This is a genomic window from Bacillus horti, assembly GCF_030813115.1.
In the GTDB taxonomy this organism is placed as follows: Bacteria; Bacillota; Bacilli; order Caldalkalibacillales; family JCM-10596; genus Bacillus_CH; species Bacillus_CH horti.
Genome location: NZ_JAUSTY010000008.1, coordinates 201,311 through 225,523 on the forward strand (window position 1 = coordinate 201,311; position 24,213 = coordinate 225,523).

Consider the following 24,213-nt stretch of genomic DNA (forward strand, 5'->3'; position numbering starts at 1 on the left):
AAATTAATGTTCATTGTCTATTTGAAGAAAAGCTCCTTGATAATTGCCGTTACGAATATATTTAATAGCGCAATTGGCAATAGAACCTTCCAACCCATTTCCATCAGATGATCCGCACGCAAACGTGGTAATGTGGCACGTAACCAAATAAAGAAAAAGATCATAAAGGAGAACTTAAGGGCAAACCATAGTGCTCCTGGAATATACGTTAAGAATGGCAAAAGCTCTGGGAATGGCGGATGCCAGCCACCTAAGAATAAAACGGTGATCAAAGCGGCCATCGCAAACATATATACATATTCGGCTAGCATAAAGATGGCAAAACGAAACCCACTATACTCAACATGGTATCCAGAAACAAGCTCTGATTCTGCTTCCGCTAAGTCAAACGGTGTCCGATTTAATTCCGCTACTGCCGCAACCACGAAGACTAGGAAGGCAATAGGCTGAAGTAAAATAAACCAGAAATGATTCGCTTGCGTCTCCACAATCGTATTTAAATTCAAGCTTCCACTGATTAAAATGACACCGATAACGGACATAACGAGCGGAATCTCATAGGAAATCATTTGAGCCACCGCACGCATTCCACCGATCAACGCATACTTATTGTTTGACGCCCATGCTCCGGCCATAATACCGAGTGTAGAAAGACCTGAAATGGCGATGTAGTAAAGCAAGCCTACACCGATATCTGAGAAATAAAGCTTATCTGTAAAAGGAATAACTGCTAGTATTAGAAATGAAGGTACAAAGGCAATCACAGGTGCTATGATAAATAATGGACGATCCGCTTTATGTGGAATCGTATCCTCTTTTATTAATAGCTTTAGCACGTCCGCTGCCGTTTGCAAGAGACCTAGTTTTCCTCCAGTACGGTTAGGACCAATACGTCCCTGCATATATCCAATAACCTTCCGCTCTGCTAGGATGGCATACGTAACAAAACCTAGCACGATTACAAGCAAAACAGCAGAAAAGACAATCATTAATAGAAAGTTGAGCCATGATGGCGGTGAAGCTAAGAGCTGCTCCATCATCATCCATCCACCTCCCCAAGTATGATATCTGTTCCACCTAAAATCGTAACCAAGTTAGCTACATTTTGCCCCTTCAACAATTCAGGAAGAATCTGTAGATTATAGAAGGAAGGCCTTCTAAACTTTATGCGGTAGGGCTGAGGCTTTCCTTTACTATGAATGTAGCAGCCCAGCTCTCCTCTTGGAGATTCAATACGCACGTACGTTTCTCCAGCAGGTGGACGAATAATTTTAGGCACCTTACCCATGATCTCTCCATCCTCTGGAAATTGCTCAACAGCCTGCTCTAAGATACGCAGTGTTTGTTTAATTTCTTCCATTCGGATGACATAGCGTCCATACGCATCACCACGATCTGATGTTGGTACATCAAAGTCAAAGCGATTGTAAATGCTATAGGGCTCATCTTTACGTAAATCCCACTTCACACCTGTACAACGTAGGTTTGTTCCACTGAGGGAATATTTTATCGCTGTGTCCGCATCATATTTACCTACGCCTTTTACACGACTTAGGAAAATTTCATTACCACTTACAAGCTGATGATATCCCTCTAGCTGCTCGTACATATATGGAATAAATTCTCTAACCTTTTGAACCCATCCTTCAGGCGCGTCCCACTTTACTCCGCCAACTCTCATATAGTTAAAGGTTAGCCTAGCTCCACAGAGCTCATTGAGCAGGTTAATGACCATTTCTCTTTCTCTAAATGCGTATAGGAATGGACTCATAGCTCCTAAATCTAGCAAATATGTCCCGAACCAGACCAGGTGACTGGCTACACGTCCTAATTCCATAGCCAAAACGCGAAGGTATTCCGCACGCTCTGGAATTTCGAGATTCATCATTGTTTCAACGGCATGACAAACAACATAATTTCCTGTCATAGCAGAAACATAGTCCATACGATCCGTATATGGAATGATTTGTGTATAGTTTAAATCCTCAGCTAGTTTTTCAGTTCCACGGTGTAGATATCCGATAACAGGAGTTGCCTCTGTTATAATCTCACCGTCAATTTTAAGTACCACACGAAATACCCCGTGTGTACTAGGGTGTTGAGGGCCTACATTGATAAGCATTTCCTCTGTACGTATCATAAGCCTCTACACCTCCTCATCAAATTGTTCGTAATCTTTTCTTAGCGGATAGCCTACCCAATCATCTGTTAATAGGATACGAGTCAAATTAGGGTGACCTGTAAACTGGAATCCGAGTAAGTCATACATTTCCCGCTCAGGCCAGTTAGCCCCAGGCCAAATTGGTGTCACAGAAGCAACCGTAGCTTCCTCACGCTCCACCTTTACTCGAATAGTAATCGACTGCTTTAACTTATAGGAATAGAAGTGTGCATACAGCTCTAAATGGGTCTCAAAATCTGATCCATGTAAATCAGATAAAAAGTCAAAGCTGAGCTGTTCATTATGCTTTAGGAATTGGGCAACCTCATGCCACTGCTCCCTCTTAATAACCAGTGTTGGAGCGTCCTTTGCCAGCTCATTTATGTATGCTTCTTCCACAACATCTTCGCCAATATGCTCCTTAATCACTTTCACATATTTATCAAGATACGGCTGGTTCACAGATGGCTCTTTAGGCTTCGCCTCTTCCTGAGCATCAGCTTTGCCTGCTTTGGCTCTCGCTGCGGCGGCTGCGGCGGCTTTCGCCTTTGCTGCTGCAATCGCTTTGGCCTTGGCGTCATCATCACCCTCAGCTGACTCCCCTTGTGCCCCGGCTTTCGCTTTGGCTGCTGCCGCTGCTTTTGCCTTTGCTGCTGCTGCGGCCTTTGCTTTCGCTATAGCCTTCGCCTTCTCATCATCGCTTGCTCCTTCAGCTCCGTCAGCCGCTCCACCGTCAGTTGCTCCAGCACCCTGACCTTCTGCTTCTGCCTTCTGCTTCGCCGCTTGAGCTTTCGCTTTAGCTGCTGCCGCTGCTTTTGCCTTCGCTGCTGCGGCGGCCTTCGCTTTCGCTATAGCCTTCGCCTTCTCATCATCGCTTGCTCCTTCAGCTCCGTCAGCCGCTCCACCTTCGGTTGCTCCAGCACCCTGACCTTCTGCTTCTGCCTTCTGCTTCGCCGCTCGAGCTTTCGCTTTAGCTGCTGCCGCTGCTTTTGCCTTTGCTGCTGCGGCAGCCTTCGCTTTTTCATCCGCGCTCGCAGAGCCTGAGCTCTCAGCTGGCTTTTCTGTATCAGCTTCTGCTGCTGGCCCCTCGGCTTGAGCACCGTCACCAGCCTCAGCCGCAGCGTCCTTCTTCTGCTTCGCCTCTTGGAACTTGCGCTTCGCTTCCTCTACGGCACGACGCTTCGCCTCTTCTGGTGACAAGCTTTCTTCTTTAGCTTCTGCCGCAGGTGCAGCATCTTCTTGTGATTCTTCCGCAGGCTTCTCTGCTCCGCTTTCGGCAGCAGGTGTTTCCTCAGAAGAAGTCACTTCAGCTGCTGCTTCTTTTGCTTGATCCTCAGCACCCGCTTGCTTAGCAGCGTCCTTCTTCTGCTTCGCTTCTTGGAACTTACGCTTTGCTTCTTCTACCGCACGGCGCTTCGCCTCCTCTGGTGAAAGCTCCTCAGAGGACTGATCTCTATCCTTGTTGTTTTCCTCACTCATCGACTAGTCACCCGCTTTCCAGTCTTCGCTTCATATCTGATCTTCTCTTGAAGCTTATTGATGCCGTAAATTAAAGCGGCTGGGTTAGGCGGGCAGCCTGGAATGTATACATCAACAGGAACAATCTGATCGACACCTTTTACAACGGCATACGATTTAATATAGGGTCCTCCTGCAGTAGCACAAACTCCCATGGCAATCACATACTTTGGCTCTGGCATTTGATCATACAATCTTCTTAATAATGGCGCCATTTTCTTTGTTACAGTACCTGCCACAATCATAACGTCAGAATGACGAGGTGACGCACGAAAGATAACACCATAGCGATCCAAATCATAGTGAGCTGCCCCAGTACCCATCATTTCAATGGCACAGCAAGCAAGACCAAACGTCATTGGCCAAAGAGAATTACTTCTAGCCCAAGCCTTGACTTGGTCAATCGTTGACATAAAAACGGTTCGTTGTAGCTCTTCATGCTCTTCTGGAGTAATATTATCAAGCTTTAATTCCATTTTAACACCTTCTTTTTCCATGCATAAATTAGTCCGACAATAAGCAGGACAACAAAGATAAGCATTTCAATCAAAGCAAAAAACCCTAAACGATCATAGGCGACCGCCCAAGGATACAAGAAAACGGTTTCTACATCAAAAATAAGAAATAACAAGGCAAAAACATAGTAGCGCACATTATAACGGACCCAGCTTGTACCAAATGGATCAACTCCACTTTCATACGTAATTTGCTTTTCCGGCAATGGGTTGTTCGGTCTTAAAAGCCGCCCGAACGTCAACGCTACGATAGGTAGAATGATCCCAATAATTAAAAAAGCAGCAACGGCTAAATAATTATTGTGATAAATGTTTAACCAATCCATATTCTACTCCTCCCGTACCTGTCCTTTAGGTTCATTCATTCTACGTTTTTTATTCGTTAAAGAGGCGCTTATTTAACAACGATAAATCATCATTTATTATATCAAATAGGTATAACGGTGTCTAACACAGTCGTCTTCATTTTTCAGCAGTTTTGCCCTGCACATTTCTAGGAACACTCACGCAGAATTCTGTTGGCCTCTTTAGCTATCGTTCCTTTCACTTCCATTGTCTCAGCATGAAACAAAACCTACAAACTCATCATAGGGTAAAAAGTCGAACTTTGCTGTGACAGATGTTACTTTTATTCCTTTTATACTAAGAAAATGATCTAGCTTTTTAAGAAAGATAGTCTAGCATTTTAATGAAAGAGAACAAGCAGCTATCTTTCGATAGGCTGCCCCTTCTTACTACTATATCGGCTTAATTGGAACACATATTTCGCACAAATTCTTGATCAACAGCTCACCAGTGTATCTTTCTATAATAGGAGTATTGTCAATCTTATAACCAAGTCTTTCAATAGTAGGTAGAAGCTTAGCCCATGCTCTCTGAATATCTTCCGCAGTATGCATAACCGTACAAACGGCATAGCTTCCACCAGCTAGCTCACTTTCCAAAATGGATTCATCCAGTGGATAATCCTCTGCAATGGCAATACAAGCATCATATCTACACTGTTTAGGAGGTGTTATTTCAGGATTATCCTGTGGAATTCCATAGAGGACAGCTCTATCTGTAAGTAAGCCTCTTTCTTCTGCCCATTTTTTAAGCTGTACCATCGCTTCATAATTGGTAGTTCCATAAGGTCCAACTTTTCTAACATAGGCAAGACGGTGCTTGAGCATTGTTTCAAGTTTAATATCCATGTCATCATTCCCCTTTACTTAATCTATTTAAGACAATTCGAATGATATCATGGTATAAAATTGATTTCCTTACATTTTTTAAAAAATTAATTTTTTCTATTATTCATCCCCATATTCGTTTCTTCGGGATTTTTGTTAAAATGGAGATAGATTCTTAAAAGAAGAGGTGGCATATGAAATGAAGCTAGAATTCAAGGCACTAGGGGATCAAGGACTACAGATTATTTTTGGACAAGAAATAGATGAAAAGATCTGTATGCAGATTCAGGCTTTTGCTTCTCTTTTGGCTAAGCAAATGAAACATAAATCTCTTCCAGTTCGTGAATATGTACCTGCTTATACAACATTAAGTGTTTATTACGATGCCCTACAAATCACGTACAACGAAATGGTTCAGGTAATGAAGCAGTTAGTCAAAGACCTTGAAGTATTAGATGCCCATACACCTCATGTTTATGATATTCCAACCTTATACGGGGCAGAGTTCGGGCCAGATTTAGCCGATGTAGCCGCTCATAATCAGTTATCTGAAGAAGAGGTCATCCGCATTCATGCAGAGAAGCCTTATCTTATCTATATGCTTGGATTTACACCCGGCTTCCCTTATTTAGGTGGTATGTCAGAGCGAATTGCTGCCCCACGATTAGCTAATCCTAGGGCGAAAATAGCTGCCGGATCAGTAGGAATAGCAGGAGAGCAAACAGGTATATATCCTTTAGAAACACCTGGTGGATGGCGTATCATAGGACGGACACCCGTTAGGCTCTATCAACCAGAATTGGAGCAGCCTTTTCTCCTTCAAGCAGGAAGCTATATTAAATTTGTTTCTATTGATGCGGGGAAATATGAGGAGCTAGAAGGAATTTGGAAGAAGAATCAAGAAATTAGCCTGGTAAGCTATCCAAAAAATCATATACACGCTGATTAAACAGGTCAGGCTGACACAAATTACTAGGATCGAAGGAATCCTCTAGGTAGATAAGTGTTGCTCTAGGCAAGAGCTTTTTTAGTTGCTCCATCCATGAACCGGGCATTTGCTTGCCACTTATTAATAGAGTTGGGCAATGGACATTCGGTAGATATTCCGTGTAGTTTAGCTTATTTATGTATAATCTTTGCTTGACCACTTCTTTTTTTCGAATGTGCTCCATCGTTTTTCGCATTTCCTCTGCAGCTACTGGCCACTTTTTGTAGGTAAGCTCTGTCATCTTTGCCAACCACGCAGTAGGTAAGTAGTACATGGGGACAGCTAAATACGCTGCAACCAGATGTGCTAACCCAATCGTTTTTACTCTTGTATCACAGAAGCTGTCAACAATCACCAATCCCTTTACTTTTTGAGGGAATAATGTGGCGAACCTTTGACAAAATACACCGCCATAAGAAACTCCAACTAGAATAGCCTCCTCAATTTCTAGCTCATCCATCAGTTCCTTTATATCCTGGCATTGCGTATCCATCACTTCCTTGGGTGACCCCTGTAATTCTCCGGAACGTCCGTTTCCTCTTAATTCAGGGATAATCACGTGGTAAAGAAGCTTGAAAAACTCTTTCTGAGGTTTATACATACCCGCTACTCCCCCTAAGCCAGGTATGAGAAATAGAGGGGTACCCTTTCCTACGGACTCATAATAAATGGTCGTTCCATTCACCTTAGCTTCTGGCATAACTAACACTCCTTCTGCTGCTTTCATTCCTTAATTCATAGTATTCTCTATTAGCTTACTCCACTTAGGCAACACCTTCAAACGTTTCCTACTTGAGTGCTTCTCGTAAGGACTCCACTTCTTTTTAAGCAAGCATGTTTAAGGGAGCTTTCTCCAACTCGAAGCCTTTATCGGGGGGTTCTTGAGAGAACTTGATCTAGACATATTGATCAATGTTATAATTTATAGTATAAAAATGTGAATACATGGGGCGAAAATAATAGGTCATACTTACATTTAAAATACAGGAATCATTGTGGCTGTAGCTTCACCTAGGAAAGGATGTGTACATCGAACGAATGAAAAAAGTAGATTTAAACTGCGATTTAGGAGAAAGCTTCGGAGCGTATACAATCGGACAGGATGAAGAGGTCATGAAGTATATTACCTCTGCCAATATTGCTTGTGGCTACCATGCTGGAGATCCTAGCATTATAGCAAAAACGATTGAGCTTGCCCTAGAGCATGATGTCCAGCTTGGAGCACATCCGAGCTATCCAGACCTAGTCGGCTTTGGGCGCCGAGAAATGCTCTGCTCTCCGCGAGAAGTCTATGATATGGTGCTGTATCAGGTCGGAGCTGTAAAATCAATGTGCCAAGCGTTAGGAGGAGAGCTTCAGCATGTTAAACCTCATGGGGCTTTATACAACGCTGCCTCAAGAGACTTTCACACAGCGTTAGCGATTGCCGAAGCGGTCTATACTCTTGCTCCCCAAGCTATCCTGTTTGGTCTTGCCAATAGTGAAATGATTAAAGCTGGAGGGCAAGTGGGACTTAAAGTAGCTCATGAGGTGTTTGCTGATCGAACATACCAAGATAGCGGGTTGTTAACTCCACGGACAGCCGAACACGCCTTGCTTCACCAGGAAGCGGATTGTGTACGGCAGGTCTTAGAGATGACCCGAGATGGCAGAGTAACTACAGTAAATGGATCATCCATTCCCATCCAAGCAGATACCATTTGCATTCATGGGGATCACCCGACAGCCGTGCCTTTTGCCCAACGATTGAGGACGATATTAGAAGAGAATGAAATTACCGTACAGGCAGTTGGGAAATGGAAGGCATGAATAACTATCAAGGAGAGAGCTAATCATGGAGGAAGTTGTTGGGGAAGTCATTGTAGAAAAAGCTGGCCTATTTGATACCATTCAGGATATGGGCAGGATTGGTTTTCAGGAGTACGGTATGCCACAGGCTGGAGCAGTCGATCAATATGCCTACCAGCTTGGAAATATCCTTGTAGGAAATTCAAGGCATACACCTAGCCTAGAACTAACCTGGTTTGGTCCAACCCTAACATTTACTCAGGACACCTCCATTGCCTTAACAGGTGCTACATTTTCCGCTCGTCTGAATGGTGCCCTCATTCAACCTTGGAGCTTGTTAGCTGTCCGCCGAGGAGACAGGCTGGAAATGGGCTCTGCTACATCAGGCTGCCGTGCTTACTTAGCTGTTCAAGGAGGGTTTATGATTTCACCTAAGATGGGGAGTGCTTCTACCTATGTAACCGGACAGCTAGGAGGATGGCAGGGACGTCCTTTACAGACTGATGATCGGATTCCCTATAGCTTACGGTTAGATGAGAGAAATACTAATGGTACAGATAAAAAACAAACTAAGACTTCTAGCAGACAACGTTTCATATCCCCATCCTATCGCCCTTCATATCCTAAGCACAATGTTTTACGAGTGATCTTAGGGCCACAAGAGCAGCATTTTACCAAGCAGGGACGAGACACTTTCCTCCATGAAGGTTTTACCGTAACACCGCAAATGGATCGTATGGGGCTCAGGCTATCAGGACAAGCCATTGAACATGATGAAAGGTTTGGTGCAGATATCCTTTCAGATTCCATTCCTTTTGGAGGCATACAAGTCCCAGCAAATGGTCAACCGATTATCATGCTGGCAGACCGCCAAACGACAGGAGGGTATCCTAAAATAGCTACCATCATTTCAGCCGATTGGTCTAAGCTAGCGCAGCTAAGACCGAAGGACTCGGTACAGTTTCAAGAAGTTACTGTAGAGGAAGCTCAAGCGTTGTACAGGGAACAGGAAAAGGAGCTTACTAGCTTCGAGTTCTTAGCTAAAAGCATGCCACGGTGAACTATACTGATAGCTTGTTGTTTGAAAAGTATTTTTATGCTACGCTAGTTAAAATTACTTTTGACATTTTTAGAGGAAGGAGTGTCCATATCATGAAGAAAAAAAGCCTAGGCTCATTATCAAGTGGATATGGGTACTCGACTGCTGTTTTTTTCTAGGATTCATTAAAATTGGTGAAGTGTGTCCAAATGAGCCTATGAAAAAACGGCAGAAAAACTAAAATGGCGAGGTAAAATATAAAATGAACAATAAAATTACAAGAACGAATCCTGTGGGGGTATCAGCCCCTGTTGGAAATTATACGCATATTACAAGAATCCCGAAAGGTGCTGACTTATTTGTCACATCAGGTCAAATCGGCACAGACCTAAATGGACAAATTCCTTCTACCTTTAATGAACAAGTGAGTCATACCTTTACGAATATAAAACGAGTTTTGGAATCCGAGCAGCTAACGAGTAAAGACATCATAAAAGTAAATGTCTGGTCAACAGAAAAAATAGATTGGGACTTTTTTTATGCTGAGTGGGATAAGTTGTTTGATACCGCTTATCCTGCCATGACAATTGCCTATATCGTTGAGCTAGGGTTACCTGAAATAAAAATCGAAATAGAAATTTGGGCTGCACAAATGTAAGGCTATTTAAACTTAAGATTTTCAAAACACCTGATCAAGTTATTATAACAACACACTTGATTAAGATATTCAAACACACACTTCATCAATGTCCCAAAGTCATGTAATGACAAGGACAACTTTTTTCAAATGCTTTAGCTTTAAAATACTTTAGCTGTACCGTAATTTCTTTGTGTACCATTTCTAACGGACATTTTCTTCCCTTAGAGACACAAATCTATGCGTTTTGATCTCTAATGGTCATAATCGCCCCTTAGAACGTATATTCCATTGATTTTGGTTGATATTCACTTCTAAGGTGCAAATTTGTCCGTTAGAATTCATAGCGTTCAAAAAAACGCCGCTAAGATGCAGATTTGTCCGTTAGAGGAAGCCATAGCTTATTGGGACGTCTCACCCAATCATACTTTTTAGGACATCCCCCTACTATCATCCGACAAATGAGAGCATTTGCCTAAATCAAGAAGGCTAAAAAGGCTACACCTATTATTTTCGGTAATAGGTGTAGCCTTTTATGTTAATCTAATTGGATTTCAGGCTACATATGCCGGAGAAATATACATAAACTACAGCTTATTTCTTATGCATTTTAAACTCTAAAAACAATTCATTGTAACGTGCCTGCATAGGTCGACCTAAATTTTCATAGACCTCAAGTCCCATTGTTGTCTCTAAATCAGGATAAAAACGCTCATCATTCACTACCTCTTCATCCAAAAAGTCCAAAGCCTTTTCATTAGGGGTCGAGTAGCCTACATAGTCTGCATTCCGAGCTGCAATTTCTGGATCAAGGAAGAAGTTAATAAATTGGTGTGCCCCTTCTACATTCCTAGCCGTTGTTGGAATGACCATGTTGTCGAACCATAGATTAGAGCCTTCCTCAGGAACCACATACTCAAAGTGATCATAATCCCACATTAACTCAGCAGCCATTCCAGACCATACCACTCCTATAGCTGCTTCTTCATTCCCAATCAGCATTTTGATTTCATCCCCCACGATACCTCGAATATTAGGGGTAAGCTCATCCAGCTTCTGCTTCGCTTCAATGAGCCTTGCGTCATCCGTTTCATTAAGAGAATAATACAGGCTATTTAAGCCCATTCCCATGACCTCACGAGCTCCATCAACAAGTAAAATTTCATTACGGAAATCCTCATGCCACAAGTCATTCCAGCTCGTGATTTCTCGATCTCCTAGCTTCTCTAAATTATATACAATACCCACTGTTCCCCAGAAATAAGGGACGGAATACTTATTTTCTGGATCAAAGGAAAGATCGAGAAACTCCTCTTGAATATTACTTAGATTAGGCAATAGATCGTGATCCAAAGGTATGAGCAAATCTTCCTCCATCATTTTACTAATCGTATACTCTGAAGGCACGGCGATATCGAACGTGGCCCCTCCCTGCTCAATTTTCGTTAGCATCGCCTCATTCGAATCAAACGTTTGGTAGACCACTCGAATCCCTGTCTCCTCCTCGAACTCGGCTACTAAATCAGCATCAATATAGTCTCCCCAGTTAAAGACGGTAATCGTATCCCCCCCAGGATAGCCCTGAGAGGACTCAAGCTGAATATTCACGTAAACCATTGCACCAACAACAATTAAAATCGTAATGAGTAAGCGTACTAATTGCTTCATCGACGTACCCCCATTCCACTGCTTCGGCTAGCATTTCGTTGATTAATAAAGTAATAGCCTAGCACAAGTAAGATCGTAAATAGAAAGAGAATGGTCGTCAGGGCAGAAATCGTTGGAGATATTCCTCTCCTTGCCATGGAATAGATCTCTACAGATAACGTGGAAAACCCATTCCCAGTAACGAAAAAGGTAACAGCAAAATCATCTAATGAATACGTTAAAGCCATAAAAAATCCGGCAAATATTCCCGGAGATATAAAAGGTAGAATAACCTTTGAAAGAACCTGCCACCAGCTTGCTCCCAAATCTCTAGCTGCATCCACTAGTGTAGGGCTCATCTCTTGAAGCTTTGGTAGAACTAGAAGAACTACAATCGGAACGCTAAAAGCAATATGTGACAGTAGAACGGAAACGAAGCCTAATTGAATCCCAATCATTGTAAAAAGTATGAGGAACGACGCCCCGATAATAACATCTGGACTTACAATCAACACATTGTTTAGGGAAAGTAGGGTATTTTGTGTTCTACGTCTTTTTACATACATAATCGCCAACGCTCCGATGACTCCAAGAATTGTAGAAATCGCAGCAGACAAAAGAGCAATAATTAACGTATTCAACACGATAATCCAAATCCTTGTATCCTGTAGTACCTCTTCATACCATTCAAACGTAAACTCCTCAAAGCCATACATTGTTCCAGCACTGTTAAAGGAATAGAAAATTAGATAAAAAATCGGAATATATAAAATGACAAATACAAGAGCCAAATAGATTTTAGGAAAGATGTTGTTTTTCTTCATTCTCTATACAGCCCCTTTCTTGCGCTTGCCAGTCAGGACCATAATTAGGGCCATAGCAATAATTAAGAACACCGCTATTGTCGCTCCCATACCCCAATCCTGTGTAACCAGAAAGTGTTGCTCAACGGCTGTCCCTAGTGTGATCACTCGGTTTCCAGCTATCAGGCGTGTAATCATAAAGAGGGAAAGGGCTGGTATAAATACGATTTGACAGCCTGCCTTAACCCCATCTAATGTTAATGGAAAAATGACACGCTTAAACGTAGTCCACGTCGATGCTCCTAAATCCTTTGCTGCATCAATTAGAGAGCTGTTCAATTCCTCCATAGCATTAAAGATAGGTAGAATCATAAAAGGTATAAAAATATACACAGCCACAAAAACAAAGCTAAAGTCTGTAAAAAGGATCTGCTGTGCTCCGATTCCAACCACTTCTAATAAGCTATTGGCTAAGCCGTATGATCCAAAAATCCCTAAGAATGCGTAAACCTTTAAAAGCAGGTTGATCCAGCTTGGTAAAATAATCAGAAGCAGCCAGAGTCTCCTATGCTTTAGCTTTGTAAGAAAATACGCAGTCGGGTACGCGATTAATAATGAAAAAGCCGTAATTAAGAAAGCATACCAAAAGGAGCTCAGTGTCATTTGTAAATAAACAGGCGTAAAAAACTTAGCATAGTTAGAAAAAGTAAATTGTCCTTCTATATCAAAAAAGGAGTAATACACCACCAAAAGAATAGGAGCCACGACAAACAATGCCATCCAAAACACATAAGGGATCAGATACAGATTACGTGTTCTAGTCTGCATGGCTAACCTCATCATAAGCCTCAAGACGTCTATCAAACTCCTCTTCTGTTTCACCTAAGCGCATAACATGAATCGCTTCTGGTTCGAAATACAAGCCGATTTCACTATCCACTGTCGCTTTTTTCGTTGAATGGACTAACCACTCATTACCTTCCTGGTCATAGCAGCAGATTTCATAGTGCACTCCACGAAACAATTGAGAGTCGACACGGACCTGTAGCTTTCCTTTTTCAACACTAGTTATCTCTAAATCCTCTGGACGAATCACAACATCAATCGTTTCATTATCGTTAAGCCCCTGATCGACACACTCAAATTCTTTATCTGCAAAATGAACCACAAAGTCCCGAACCATCGTTCCTTTGATAATGTTAGATTCACCAATAAAGTCAGCTACGAAGCGATTAATGGGCTCATCATAAATGTCGGTAGGTGTTCCGCTCTGCTGGATCTTCCCGTTATCTAGGACAAAAATCTCATCAGACATCGCTAACGCTTCCTCCTGATCATGAGTAACAAAGATAAATGTAATCCCTAGACGACGCTGCAGCTCACGTAGCTCATACTGCATTTCTGTACGTAGCTTTAAATCAAGAGCTGATAAAGGCTCATCAAGTAAAATTACCTCTGGCTCATTCACAATTGCCCGGGCAATCGCTACACGCTGACGCTGACCTCCAGACATTTCCTTGATCTCTCTGTTCTCATATCCAGCTAAATTGACAAAGCGAAGGGCCTCTAAAACCTTCTCACGAATGGCAGCTTTACTTAGCTTTTTGATACGCAACCCAAACGCTACATTTTCAAATACATTCAGATGTGGAAACAACGCATAATCCTGAAAGACGGTGTTCACCTGTCTTTCATTAGCAGGGATATGATTCATAAGCTTATCATTAAAATAAATGTTACCCTCTGTCGGTTCAACAAAGCCTGCAATTAATCTAAGGATGGTTGTTTTCCCACAGCCAGAAGGACCTAGTAAGGTGTAAAACTTCCCTCTTTCAATTTCAAAGCTCACTTGATCTAAAACCGTAGCTTCACGATCATACTTTTTTGTTACCTGTTCAAAACGAATAATTGGTTGATTGTTCAATCTGGTCCTCCCCCTCTATCCTGTTAAATCTTGTTTATGAATGGCGTTTACGAAACAAACTTATTATAAATATGAATCAGTAACTACCATAATAAGCTCAGAACTTCCCTCGTGATCATTAATAACCTGGTGTTCCTCAGACGCTTGATAATAAATGGACTGCCCTTTTTCCGCCACATATGTGCGCTTACCTAGTCGAACAATAATCCTACCCTGAAGGACAAATGCAAATGTTTCTGATAGAGAAGGCTCAAAGCTCTTAAATTCACCCTTCTTCTTCAAGGTAAGATGAATTGGCTCCATTTCCTTTTCATTTGATTCAGGAACTAGCCAGTGAATTTTATAGCCTGCTTCCTCATCTGTATAGTAGGTTTGATCCTCTTCCGTATAGACAACCTTCTGACCCTGCTTAGCCTCATCAAAAAACTCTTTTGGTGTAGAGCCAAGTACTTCAAGGATCGAAAAAAAAGTGTCCATGGAAGGGGAGCCTAAATCTCTTTCTAGCTGCGAAATATATCCCTTACTTAAATCTGTTCTTTCCCCTAGCTCTTCCTGAGTTAACCCCTTTTTCAAACGCAAATTTTTTAGTTTTTTGCCAATTTGCATCGATAGACCTCACATTATGTTTGCTCACAGTAAACTTAGAGTCTAAAAGTTTACTTTAAACAAACTTTTAGTTTAGTAAAAATCGTATATAATTATACATGATTTTGAACAAACTGCAATTGTTTTTTGTTGGACTAATTGGATAGGGAAAAATAAACTTTATTTTCTTAAAAATCTATTATCTTGTGGTATACTCAAGAATGTACAAATAGAATAGGCTCCTCAAGGGTGGTTGAGCTCACCTTCCTACGACTTCATTTGAAGATAAAGGAGGTGATGCTTATGTCAGTATTCGAGGCTTTAACACTTATGATTGCTTGTAGTGTTTTGGTCGTTATGATATTGGCAGAAAAAAACAAATAGACCGCCCTTGTGACAGAGGAACACGGTCTATCTGTTAGACAAAAACTTGAGCCAATCTCCTTTAGAGGAGGAACTCTACTGTACTTAAATCACAGGTGTTAGCGCACCTGTGATTTTTTAGTTTATGCATTGACAACATTAGATAGTCAAAATATTTATCTTTAGTATACAATATGTCACTAATAAATGAAAGTTTATCGCAAGATTAGATATATCACGAAAAAACCTTATTTAGCTAACAAATTGAGCGATTCACGGTTAAACGCAGGAAGGTCATCTGGTGTACGGCTCGTCACTAGGTTATGACAAACCACTACCTCTTCATCTTTAAAGTTTGCGCCTGCATTAATCAAATCATTCTTGATGGACCTAAAGCCAGTCATATTTCTACCTTTCAACAGATGAGTGTCAATAAGCACCTGTGGTCCGTGGCAAATGGCGAAAACAGGCTTGTCCTTTTCTATAAAATGCTTGGCAAAGTCTCCAAAGCCACCCTTACCTCTTAATAAGTCGGGAGAAAAACCACCAGGTAGAAGAAGTGCATCAAAGTCTTCTGGCTTTACTTGATCTAGGGCTTTATCAATCTTAATTGTTTCTCCATTTTTCCCCTTCACTTCTTTACCAGCTTCGCTTTCTATATTGACCACTTCATGTCCCGCTTCCTTATAAGCCTTTACTGGCTCAGTATACTCCGAATCCTCAAACATATCAGTAACAAGAACAGCAATTTTTTTACTCATGGTTTCTGTTTCCTCCTTCATATTTGATTACGATGGAAATGTCCAGCGTTGAGTAGCACGTTCGGAGCATATGCTATGCTCCATTTTATGCGATGCGTTACTATTGTCTATTGCCGATTTTTTAACCCATTAAACGTGATTCTCCAATTTTAATAGCAGTCAAATTTTACGGCTAGCTACTTCTCATTAATTTTAATTCCACAGTGACAATCAAAAGTAGGACACACCATTATCTACTTCATTAAATGGGATTAAGTGTGCCACAACTTTTCGCTATCATTGATCTAAATGAGAGCAGACAACACGAAAAAAGCACTTGCTGGATGATTCGAGTCATCCAACAAGTGCTTATCTTATTTCTTACCTTTTGCTACAGTTAGTCGCATCTCTGCGCGTTTAATAGCTGCCTTTTGTACTTCTATTTCAGCCTTGACCTTAGCCGTATCACTTTCTCGGCTGCTTTCAAGAGCAGCTAGAAGCTTTTCAGCAAGCTCTTTTGACGCTTGAGCACGAGCTACATCAATATCCTCCGGAAGCTCAGCAGCTTCAGCTAAAACGGTTACCTTATCAGGACGTACCTCCAAGAATCCTCCACTTACAGCGATAGACTGTTCTCCATTGGTAGTCTTGACACGCAGGACACCAACTTTTAGTGGAGTAACAATTGGAACGTGACCAGCTTGGACTCCAAGCTCACCATCGACCCCTTTAGCAATAACCATCGTAACGTCACCTGTATACACTTTACGCTCCGGTGTTACAACTTCAACTTGTATGGTATTCATGTGGATTCCTCCCTTTTAGATAGGGCATCCTATTATTGCAATTGCTTCGCTTTTTCAATAGCTTCTTCAATTGTACCAACTAAATGGAATGCATCCTCTGGTAAATCGTCATGCTTACCTTCAAGAATTTCTTTAAAGCTACGCACTGTATCTTTAACAGGTACGTAAACCCCAGCTTGGCCTGTGAACTGCTCAGCAACGTGCATGTTTTGAGATAGGAACTTTTGGATCTTACGTGCACGGGCAACAGTTAGCTTATCCTCATCAGAAAGCTCATCCATACCTAGGATCGCAATAATATCTTGAAGCTCATTATAACGCTGAAGAATTTGCTGAACGCTACGAGCAACATTGTAATGCTCTTCCCCTACTACAGCAGGTGATAGAATACGTGAACTTGACGCTAGAGGGTCAACGGCAGGGAAAATCCCGATTTCCGTTAATTTACGCTCTAGGTTAGTTGTTGCATCTAAGTGAGCAAACGTTGTAGCTGGAGCTGGATCTGTATAGTCATCGGCAGGTACGTAAATCGCTTGAATCGATGTTACGGAACCTTTTTTCGTTGATGTAATACGCTCTTGTAGCTGACCCATTTCTGTTGCTAGAGTTGGCTGATAACCTACGGCAGATGGCATACGTCCTAAAAGGGCAGATACCTCTGAACCGGCTTGAGTAAAGCGGAAAATGTTATCAACAAACAATAGTACGTCCTGTCCTTCACGATCACGGAAGTATTCCGCCATTGTTAGTCCAGAAAGAGCTACACGTAGACGCGCTCCTGGTGGCTCGTTCATTTGACCGAACACCATCGCTGTTTTCTTAATAACTCCGGAATCACTCATCTCATGGAATAAGTCATTTCCTTCACGAGTACGCTCACCTACACCAGCGAATACAGAGATTCCCCCGTGCTCTTGAGCGATATTGTTAATTAACTCTTGAATCAATACGGTTTTACCTACACCGGCACCACCGAATAGTCCGATTTTTCCTCCTTTTGCGTAAGGAGCTAGTAAATCGATAACCTTGATTCCTGTTTCTAGAATTTCATCCGCCGTTGAAAGCTCTTCAAAGGCTGGAGCTTCACGGTGAATAGGGTTCTTTTCAGCGTCCTTAATTTCACCTTTGTTATCAATTGGTTCACCTAATACGTTAAATACACGTCCAAGTGTTACGTTACCAACTGGAACTGAAATTGGAGCCCCTGTATCTTCTGCTTCAGCACCACGGACTAACCCGTCAGTAGAAGCAATTGCAACTGTACGTACCATGTTGTCTCCAAGGTGAATAGCTGCTTCAACCGTTAAAGGCTCATGACCTTCACGAATGATTTTAATCGCGTTATAGATCTCTGGTAAGTGACCACGGTCGAATTCGATATCAACAACTGGCCCCATGATCTGTGAGACACGACCTTTGCTCATGTGATTCCCTCCTTCTTACTCTGAATGACAATGATTATCTTGTAATCTATTGTACCTGCGTTGTTTATAGCTTGCTTTTATAACATTCACTGTTCGATGGGGTTTGCCTACTATAATGCGTTAGCTCCCGCTACGATTTCCGCAATCTCCTGTGTAATCGCAGCTTGACGAGCTCTGTTCATCTCAAGCGTTAGCTTATCAATGATATCTGTAGCATTATCTGTGGCGCTACCCATAGCTGTCATCTTCGCTCCAAACTCACTGGCTTTTGCTTCTAACAAAGCACTAAACATCAGTGTTTCAGCATACTTAGGCAATAGTACCTCTAAAACCTCTTCACTGCTTGGCTCGTACTCATACGTTGTTACTGGACCAGAGAGTACCTCTTCGGATACTAAAGGTAACAGTTTCTTCTCAACAGGTGTTTGCTGAATTGGGCTATCAAATTGGTTATAGAACAAGATCAATTCATCAAATGTTTGGTCTGCAAAAAATTGTACGGCAGCTGATGAAATGTCTTTGATTTCTGTCAAAGTCGGGCTGTCCGAAATGCCTGTAACTTCTTTGACCACTGGATAGTCACGCTTTTTGAAATAATCTCTGCCTTTTCTTCCGATAACAAAGATCATATATTCATCCGCAGATTTATGGCGTTGCTTGATAGTGTTTGCTACTAATCTCAATATGTTAGCGTTGTAACCACCTGCTAAGCCACGATCTGACGTGATAACCAGGTAACCCGTCTTCTTAACCGGTCTATTCTCTAACATGGGATGTGAAAAGTCCTTCGTTCCAGCCGCAATACTAGAGATAACCTCTTTGATTTTTTCCGAATACGGTCTAGATCTTTCAGCCGTTTCCTGAGCACGACGCAGCTTTGCGGCGGCAACCATTTTCATCGCCTTCGTGATCTGACGCGTATTCTTAACACTCTTAATCCGACGTTTGATCTCTTTTGTTCCTAATGCCACTTTTTCACCACCCTTTCTCTACCCTACTTAGCCGTTTTTAGGCAGAAGGAGTAAATCCTTTTTTGAACTCAAGAATAGCTGCTTCTAGGTCAGCAGGGTCTGGTAGTGTGTTTGTTTGACGAATATGATCTAAAAGATCGTTTTTGTTCGCATCGAAGAAAGTAAGAAGCTCTGCTTCAAAACGACGCACGTCTTCAATTGGAATATCATCTAAGAACCCTTTTGTTACGGAGAAGATACTCACAACCTGATGTTCAACCTCTAGAGGCTTGTTTTCATCCTGCTTTAAAATTTCAACCGTTCTTTGTCCACGGTTTAATTTTGCAGCTGTTGCTTTATCTAAATCAGAGCCGAACTGAGAGAACGCTTGTAGCTCACGATAAGACGCCAAGTCTAGACGCAATGTACCGGCTACGCTACGCATCGCTTTAATTTGTGCTGATCCCCCTACACGAGATACGGAAATACCTGCGTTAACGGCAGGACGTTGTCCAGAGTAGAATAGGTCAGCCTCAAGGAAGATTTGTCCGTCTGTGATGGAAATTACGTTTGTTGGAATATAGGCGGATACGTCTCCAGCTTGTGTTTCAATGAATGGTAGGGCTGTTAATGAACCGCCACCCTTTTCATCGCTTAATTTCGCTGCACGCTCTAATAAACGTGAGTGTAGATAGAATACATCCCCTGGATACGCCTCACGTCCTGGAGGACGCTTTAAAAGTAGGGAAAGCTCACGGTAAGCAGCCGCTTGTTTAGATAGATCATCATAAACGATCAAAGCATGCTTGCCATTATACATGAAGTATTCACCCATCGCACATCCTGCGTATGGAGCAAGGAATAGTAATGGAGCTGGATCAGATGCACCAGCAGCTACTACAATTGTGTACTCTAACGCATCATGCTGACGAAGCTTTTCTACTACGTTTGCTACTGTAGATTGCTTTTGTCCGATAGCTACATAGATACACATTACATCCTTACCTTTTTGGTTGATGATTGTATCTAAAGCAACCGTTGTTTTACCTGTTTGACGGTCTCCAATGATCAACTCACGCTGACCACGACCGATCGGAATCATCGCGTCAATCGCTTTGATACCTGTTTGTAACGGCTCATGTACAGATTTACGATCCATAACACCAGGAGCCTGAGACTCTACTGGACGGAATGCTGTTGTCTCAATTGGACCGCGACCATCAAGTGGCTGTCCTAAAGGATTTACTACTCGTCCTAGTAAAGCTTCCCCTACAGGTACTTCCATAATACGACCTGTACGCTTTACCTGATCTCCTTCACGAATTTCTGTATATGGACCTAAGATAACAACCCCAACGTTGTCCTCTTCTAGGTTTTGTGCCATACCCATAACGCCGTTGTGGAACTCTAAAAGCTCCCCAGCCATAGCGTTCTCTAAGCCGTGAACACGAGCAATTCCATCCCCGACTTGGATGACAGTACCAACTTCAACAACTTCGATATCCGCCTCAAATTGCTCAATTTGCTTTTTAATCAGCGAACTAATTTCTTCTGGTCTGATACTCATTCGTTTTCACCCCTATCTACTAACTTTTTGACGTCACTACACGACGTTTGAAACGATGAAGCTTTCCTGATACACTTCCGTCATATAGGCTGTCACCGATCTTCACAATAACCCCGCCTAAAATAGATGAATCCACATGATTTGTAATGCGGATTTTTTTGTTGAGCTTCTTGCTGAAGTGGTCCACTAAGCCTTGTTTCTCATCGTCTGTTAGTGGTTTGGTAGAGGTTACATAGGCATCTGCTAGCCCACGCTCTCTATTGGCAAAGTATACATAATATTCAAAAACGGATTCGATTTCATCCTCCCGATTTCTTTCAATCAATAATGTGATGAACTGTAGCATCGTGGCGGAAATCTGATCCTTAAAAATTGTTGTCAGCTGCTCGATTTTGGTCTCTCTAGCAATTTGAGGAGAATGTAGGAACTTCAAGAAGAGTGGGTTTTCAGCGAAAACCTGCTCTATTTTTTGTAGTTCTTCCTCAATAGTGTCTAGTTGATTCTTGTCACGAGCTAATTCATACAGTGCTTTTGCATAACGTCTACCTACGGCGCTCATTGTTTATTCCCTACCTCTTTAAGATAGTTTTCAATTAGCTTCTCTTGTTGTTGAGCATCTAGTTCCTTCTCAATAACCTTCGTTGCTAACATCACGGAAAGGGAGCCAACCTGAGCACGAAGAGCTTCAACTGCTTGCTCCTTCTCACGCTCAATTTCAGCACGAGCGACCTTCTTGGATTGCTCAATCTCTTGCTTTGCTGTTTGTATAATTTGCTCAGCCTGCTTCTCACTAGTCGCACGAGCGTTATCTAGGATTTGCTTGGCATCAGCACGAGCTGCTTCTAAAGCCGCTTCCTGCTCAGATAGTAGGCGCTGTGCTTCAAGACGATTCTCTTCAGCTGTAGCGATATCGGCAGAGATTTTTTCTTGGCGTTCCTCCATCACTTTCATTAATGGCCCAAACGCAAACTTGCGAAGGAGTAGAAATAATAGGATGAAAATGAAAAGCGAGTAAAGCATCGTTCCCCATTCAACACTAGCTAAAAATCCTGCTGACTCTGTGCCCTCAGGCGCGGAGATATATTTTAACACACCGTTCACTCCTTTCTTCCAAACTAAATACCATGCAACTAAAAAGCTGACGTGGTAAGCCTTTCTCTAGGAGAATATCATACACACGAGCTTGAATTAATCATAAGAGAATGGCGAAGACCCCCAAAAGGGACCTCGCCATAAATTTTTGTTTCCTTAAAGAATCAAGAACCAGTTAAGATGAAGGCAATAACGATTGCCATGATTGGAATCGCCTCTGTAAGACCGATACCAATAAACATCGTCGTAGATAATACCCCTCTTGCTTCTGGTTGACGGGCAATAGACTCAACTGTTTTACTTACTAACATACCTACTCCAATTGCTGCTCCAATTGCCGCTAATCCTGCCGCAATACCTGCTGCTAATAATCCCATTTAGAAAATCCTCCCTTCAAATTATAAGAAAAATAATATTCATTAAATGTATTAATTCAAATCCCAAACCAATGTTTGAGATAAAGAATTTGTGATTAGGTCATGAATAACTTCATGAAAGTGTTGGAAACGATGATTAATGTTTTAACATTTTATCATCTAGTGATCATGTTCTACTTTTTGGGAAATGTAAACCAGGGTTAAAATCGTAAATACATACGCCTGTATGCCCCCTACGAAAATACCGAAGGCCTGCCATGCCATTAGTGGAATTGCTGCGGCATAAAATCCTACACTAGCAATACCTGCTGCACCTGCAGTGGTTAGCATGACTAGCAATACCTCTTTAGCGTAAATGTTTCCATATAAACGAAGACCAAGCGTAATTGTTTTAGTAAATTCCTCAATTACGTGAAATGGAAACTGTACCACGTTTGGTTTGAAATAGTGGGCAAAGTAATTCTTAAAGCCTGTAGAGGATATCCCCACAACGTGAGTTAATACTATCATAGTAATAGCTAGTGTGAGCGTCACATGCGCGTCAGCGGTTGGTGATTTCCACCATAATGTGTGGTAACCAAATGTCGGAGAGTCCGTGCTTATGGAGAATGGAATTCCTATAAAGTTACCTACAAAAATAAACATAATAATGGTTAAAGCTAAGGCAACAAATTGATTTCCTTTCTTCATACTCATTGTATTTGCTACAATTCCACGAACGAAATCAATGATCCACTCCATGACATTTTGCATTCCTGATGGCTTTCCGGATTGTGCCTTCCGTCCACCGGCATACGCAATAGCAAAAACTATAATGGCCGTAATCGTAACCATCATGGCACTGGATAAATTCAGATAGATACCTGAACCATTAAATATTTCGACAACCGGATGATTATGGTCCAATTTAATTTCACCCCTTTCCCCAATTATGAACCTTTCTTCTGTTCACTTAATTCATTTATAATAGCATCGCCTAAGACGAATACCTGCGTCGTGAATAAACCTATGGCATAACCTATTACATTAATATACTCGGGAAATCTAATCGCAATAAAGGCACCTAACAGAGCTAAGCCAATTCTTATTCCTGTACCTATGCCTGCCCGACCACGCCCTGAGGCAATAGCTTCTCCAAACTTGTAAACCTTGAAGGCTGTATAGACGGAGCTAATCATACCCATCCACAAGCCAAGAGCTACTCCAGCAAAGAAAGGAGAAAATGAGGAGAAAAACCATGCCAAAATGCTGGCAATAAAAGTGGAAATAAGGATTGTCATCATACGTTTAATTTTGTGTAGTATCGGATTCACTAGCTCTTAGTCTCCTAAGTACTTTTTGACTACTGGAATGATACTTATTATCCCACAAGCCATTCCTAAAAACACACCAACAATCATCCACAATGGGCTTGTCTCTAACCATGCATCCACTCTCCGTCCTAACCAGAACCCAATGACGGTTAGAACCGCGATATCCACACCAATCAACGTTACAAGTGAAAGGGCTTTCCACGGACGATCTGGACCTGCTGCCACAAGATGACCTCCTATAGAATTTGGCTATGTTTCTAGTAAATAACTCACAGTATAAAATGAACATCTTCATACTTTCCAGAATAATTTAGCACATACCTGTAATATCGTACAATAGCGCTATACGTTTGTCAACGCAGTTTGAGCCATTTTCCAACAGTTGATGACAAAGAATTGCCCATAGTTGAAGGAAGCTTCGCTCATTTTCCGATTTTGACCATTTTGTGACTATTATCACTTTATTTTGTTAATTATTAACCATGTTAAGGAAAAAAGTAGAGTAAAGAACTGAAATTTTCTTTGGCGACCGTGAGGTCGCCTTTACTCATTCCAGCTCCTCCTCATCAAACCGTACGTGAGGTTTTCCCTCATACGGCTTTCCGATGTTCTTCTTTCTTTGGCTTGCGTGATTTCCTACACTGCTAATTTCTTCAGCTTACCGTTTGTTAATTTCATGACTTCCCCAACCCTAGTATGTTTCTTTCGCTTATTCTTCTTTTTGTTCCAAAAGAGGGTAAGACGTTCAATCACATACCAGTCGATTCGATTCAGCCATTGTTTAGCAATCGGAGAGAGAAGATA

Annotated in this window: 27 protein-coding genes; 4 read left to right on the forward strand and 23 right to left on the reverse strand. The window is 41.8% G+C overall.

All coding sequences use genetic code 11. The features are described 5' to 3' along the window. Positions 1 to 17: 17 nt before the first annotated feature. From nuoH to J2S11_RS11465, 6 genes are all read right to left on the reverse strand, one after another. Positions 18 to 1,040 carry an NADH-quinone oxidoreductase subunit NuoH gene (gene nuoH / locus J2S11_RS11440; protein WP_307394708.1) on the reverse strand — a complete coding sequence of 341 codons (1,023 nt, stop codon included), beginning with the start codon at positions 1,038 to 1,040 and terminating at the stop codon, positions 18 to 20. Beyond that, entirely contained in the window at positions 1,040 to 2,140 is a 1,101-nt protein-coding gene (locus J2S11_RS11445; protein ID WP_307394651.1) for an NADH-quinone oxidoreductase subunit D, read from the reverse strand. Before J2S11_RS11445 ends, nuoH begins: the two co-directional genes overlap by 1 nt. Positions 2,141 to 2,146: 6 nt before the next feature. After that, positions 2,147 to 3,640 carry an NADH-quinone oxidoreductase subunit C gene (locus tag J2S11_RS11450; RefSeq protein WP_307394653.1) on the reverse strand — a complete coding sequence of 498 codons (1,494 nt, stop codon included), beginning with the start codon at positions 3,638 to 3,640 and terminating at the stop codon, positions 2,147 to 2,149. Next, the gene (locus tag J2S11_RS11455) at positions 3,637 to 4,155 is read right to left on the reverse strand and encodes a NuoB/complex I 20 kDa subunit family protein (RefSeq protein ID WP_307394655.1); all 519 of its coding nucleotides are present in this window, start codon (positions 4,153 to 4,155) and stop codon (positions 3,637 to 3,639) included. The genes J2S11_RS11450 and J2S11_RS11455 overlap by 4 nt, the downstream gene beginning before the upstream one ends. Continuing rightward, positions 4,146 to 4,520, reverse strand: coding sequence for an NADH-quinone oxidoreductase subunit A (locus J2S11_RS11460; RefSeq protein ID WP_307394657.1), 375 nt, complete (start codon positions 4,518 to 4,520; stop codon positions 4,146 to 4,148). Before J2S11_RS11460 ends, J2S11_RS11455 begins: the two co-directional genes overlap by 10 nt. 411 nt (positions 4,521 to 4,931) lie before the next feature. Further along, the gene (locus J2S11_RS11465; RefSeq protein WP_307394659.1) at positions 4,932 to 5,387 is read right to left on the reverse strand and encodes an AraC family transcriptional regulator; all 456 of its coding nucleotides are present in this window, start codon (positions 5,385 to 5,387) and stop codon (positions 4,932 to 4,934) included. Positions 5,388 to 5,565: 178 nt separating this feature from the next. Here J2S11_RS11465 and pxpB point away from each other — a divergent pair, with 178 nt between their 5' ends. Then, positions 5,566 to 6,315 (forward strand): 5-oxoprolinase subunit PxpB, encoded by a 750-nt coding sequence (gene pxpB / locus J2S11_RS11470; protein WP_307394661.1) that lies wholly within the window; start codon positions 5,566 to 5,568, stop codon positions 6,313 to 6,315. On the opposite strand, the gene J2S11_RS11475 is transcribed toward pxpB, so the two are convergent. Beyond that, positions 6,272 to 7,054 (reverse strand): alpha/beta fold hydrolase, encoded by a 783-nt coding sequence (locus J2S11_RS11475; RefSeq protein WP_307394663.1) that lies wholly within the window; start codon positions 7,052 to 7,054, stop codon positions 6,272 to 6,274. The two genes, pxpB and J2S11_RS11475, sit on opposite strands and share 44 nt — an antisense overlap. 338 nt (positions 7,055 to 7,392) lie before the next feature. Between J2S11_RS11475 and J2S11_RS11480 the strand changes: the two genes are divergently transcribed. The 3 genes from J2S11_RS11480 to J2S11_RS11490 all read left to right on the forward strand — a co-directional run bounded on the left by J2S11_RS11480 (position 7,393) and on the right by J2S11_RS11490 (position 9,839). Then, positions 7,393 to 8,163, forward strand: a complete 771-nt coding sequence (locus J2S11_RS11480) for a LamB/YcsF family protein (protein WP_307394665.1) — start codon at positions 7,393 to 7,395, stop codon at positions 8,161 to 8,163. A gap of 25 nt (positions 8,164 to 8,188) precedes the next feature. Further along, positions 8,189 to 9,202, forward strand: coding sequence for a 5-oxoprolinase subunit C family protein (locus J2S11_RS11485; RefSeq protein ID WP_307394667.1), 1,014 nt, complete (start codon positions 8,189 to 8,191; stop codon positions 9,200 to 9,202). A 241-nt stretch (positions 9,203 to 9,443) separates the two neighbouring features. Then, the gene (locus tag J2S11_RS11490; RefSeq protein WP_307394669.1) at positions 9,444 to 9,839 is read left to right on the forward strand and encodes a RidA family protein; all 396 of its coding nucleotides are present in this window, start codon (positions 9,444 to 9,446) and stop codon (positions 9,837 to 9,839) included. Between the two features lie 573 nt (positions 9,840 to 10,412). Here the strand turns inward: J2S11_RS11490 and J2S11_RS11495 are convergent. From J2S11_RS11495 to J2S11_RS11570, 16 genes are all read right to left on the reverse strand, one after another. After that, positions 10,413 to 11,486 carry an ABC transporter substrate-binding protein gene (locus J2S11_RS11495; protein WP_307394670.1) on the reverse strand — a complete coding sequence of 358 codons (1,074 nt, stop codon included), beginning with the start codon at positions 11,484 to 11,486 and terminating at the stop codon, positions 10,413 to 10,415. Then, a complete protein-coding gene (locus J2S11_RS11500; protein ID WP_307394672.1) occupies positions 11,483 to 12,289 on the reverse strand; it encodes an ABC transporter permease in 807 nt (268 codons plus the stop codon). Before J2S11_RS11500 ends, J2S11_RS11495 begins: the two co-directional genes overlap by 4 nt. A gap of 3 nt (positions 12,290 to 12,292) precedes the next feature. Next, positions 12,293 to 13,096, reverse strand: a complete 804-nt coding sequence (locus tag J2S11_RS11505; RefSeq protein WP_307394674.1) for an ABC transporter permease — start codon at positions 13,094 to 13,096, stop codon at positions 12,293 to 12,295. Next, positions 13,086 to 14,192 carry an ABC transporter ATP-binding protein gene (locus tag J2S11_RS11510; RefSeq protein WP_307394676.1) on the reverse strand — a complete coding sequence of 369 codons (1,107 nt, stop codon included), beginning with the start codon at positions 14,190 to 14,192 and terminating at the stop codon, positions 13,086 to 13,088. The genes J2S11_RS11505 and J2S11_RS11510 overlap by 11 nt, the downstream gene beginning before the upstream one ends. Positions 14,193 to 14,255: 63 nt before the next feature. Further along, positions 14,256 to 14,798, reverse strand: coding sequence for a helix-turn-helix domain-containing protein (locus J2S11_RS11515; RefSeq protein ID WP_307394678.1), 543 nt, complete (start codon positions 14,796 to 14,798; stop codon positions 14,256 to 14,258). A gap of 590 nt (positions 14,799 to 15,388) precedes the next feature. Then, positions 15,389 to 15,901: a type 1 glutamine amidotransferase domain-containing protein gene (locus tag J2S11_RS11520; RefSeq protein WP_307394680.1), complete on the reverse strand. Its 513-nt coding sequence runs from the start codon at positions 15,899 to 15,901 to the stop codon at positions 15,389 to 15,391. A 353-nt stretch (positions 15,902 to 16,254) separates the two neighbouring features. Then, entirely contained in the window at positions 16,255 to 16,686 is a 432-nt protein-coding gene (gene atpC / locus J2S11_RS11525; protein WP_307394681.1) for an ATP synthase F1 subunit epsilon, read from the reverse strand. A gap of 32 nt (positions 16,687 to 16,718) precedes the next feature. Continuing rightward, entirely contained in the window at positions 16,719 to 18,110 is a 1,392-nt protein-coding gene (gene atpD, locus J2S11_RS11530; protein ID WP_307394683.1) for a F0F1 ATP synthase subunit beta, read from the reverse strand. Between the two features lie 110 nt (positions 18,111 to 18,220). After that, positions 18,221 to 19,081, reverse strand: coding sequence for an ATP synthase F1 subunit gamma (gene atpG, locus J2S11_RS11535; RefSeq protein ID WP_307394685.1), 861 nt, complete (start codon positions 19,079 to 19,081; stop codon positions 18,221 to 18,223). 37 nt (positions 19,082 to 19,118) lie between these two features. Then, positions 19,119 to 20,627, reverse strand: coding sequence for a F0F1 ATP synthase subunit alpha (gene atpA / locus J2S11_RS11540; protein ID WP_307394687.1), 1,509 nt, complete (start codon positions 20,625 to 20,627; stop codon positions 19,119 to 19,121). Positions 20,628 to 20,646: 19 nt separating this feature from the next. Beyond that, entirely contained in the window at positions 20,647 to 21,186 is a 540-nt protein-coding gene (locus J2S11_RS11545) for a F0F1 ATP synthase subunit delta (protein WP_307394689.1), read from the reverse strand. Then, on the reverse strand, positions 21,183 to 21,647 hold the full coding sequence (gene atpF, locus J2S11_RS11550) for a F0F1 ATP synthase subunit B (protein ID WP_307394710.1): 465 nt from the start codon (positions 21,645 to 21,647) through the stop codon (positions 21,183 to 21,185). The genes J2S11_RS11545 and atpF overlap by 4 nt, the downstream gene beginning before the upstream one ends. A 236-nt stretch (positions 21,648 to 21,883) precedes the next feature. After that, entirely contained in the window at positions 21,884 to 22,096 is a 213-nt protein-coding gene (atpE, locus tag J2S11_RS11555) for a F0F1 ATP synthase subunit C (RefSeq protein WP_307394691.1), read from the reverse strand. Positions 22,097 to 22,255: 159 nt separating this feature from the next. Continuing rightward, a complete protein-coding gene (gene atpB, locus J2S11_RS11560; RefSeq protein ID WP_307394693.1) occupies positions 22,256 to 23,002 on the reverse strand; it encodes a F0F1 ATP synthase subunit A in 747 nt (248 codons plus the stop codon). Positions 23,003 to 23,025: 23 nt separating this feature from the next. Next, positions 23,026 to 23,409 carry an ATP synthase subunit I gene (locus tag J2S11_RS11565; protein WP_307394695.1) on the reverse strand — a complete coding sequence of 128 codons (384 nt, stop codon included), beginning with the start codon at positions 23,407 to 23,409 and terminating at the stop codon, positions 23,026 to 23,028. A 6-nt stretch (positions 23,410 to 23,415) separates the two neighbouring features. Then, entirely contained in the window at positions 23,416 to 23,634 is a 219-nt protein-coding gene (locus J2S11_RS11570; RefSeq protein WP_307394697.1) for an AtpZ/AtpI family protein, read from the reverse strand. Positions 23,635 to 24,213: the final 579 nt, after the last annotated feature.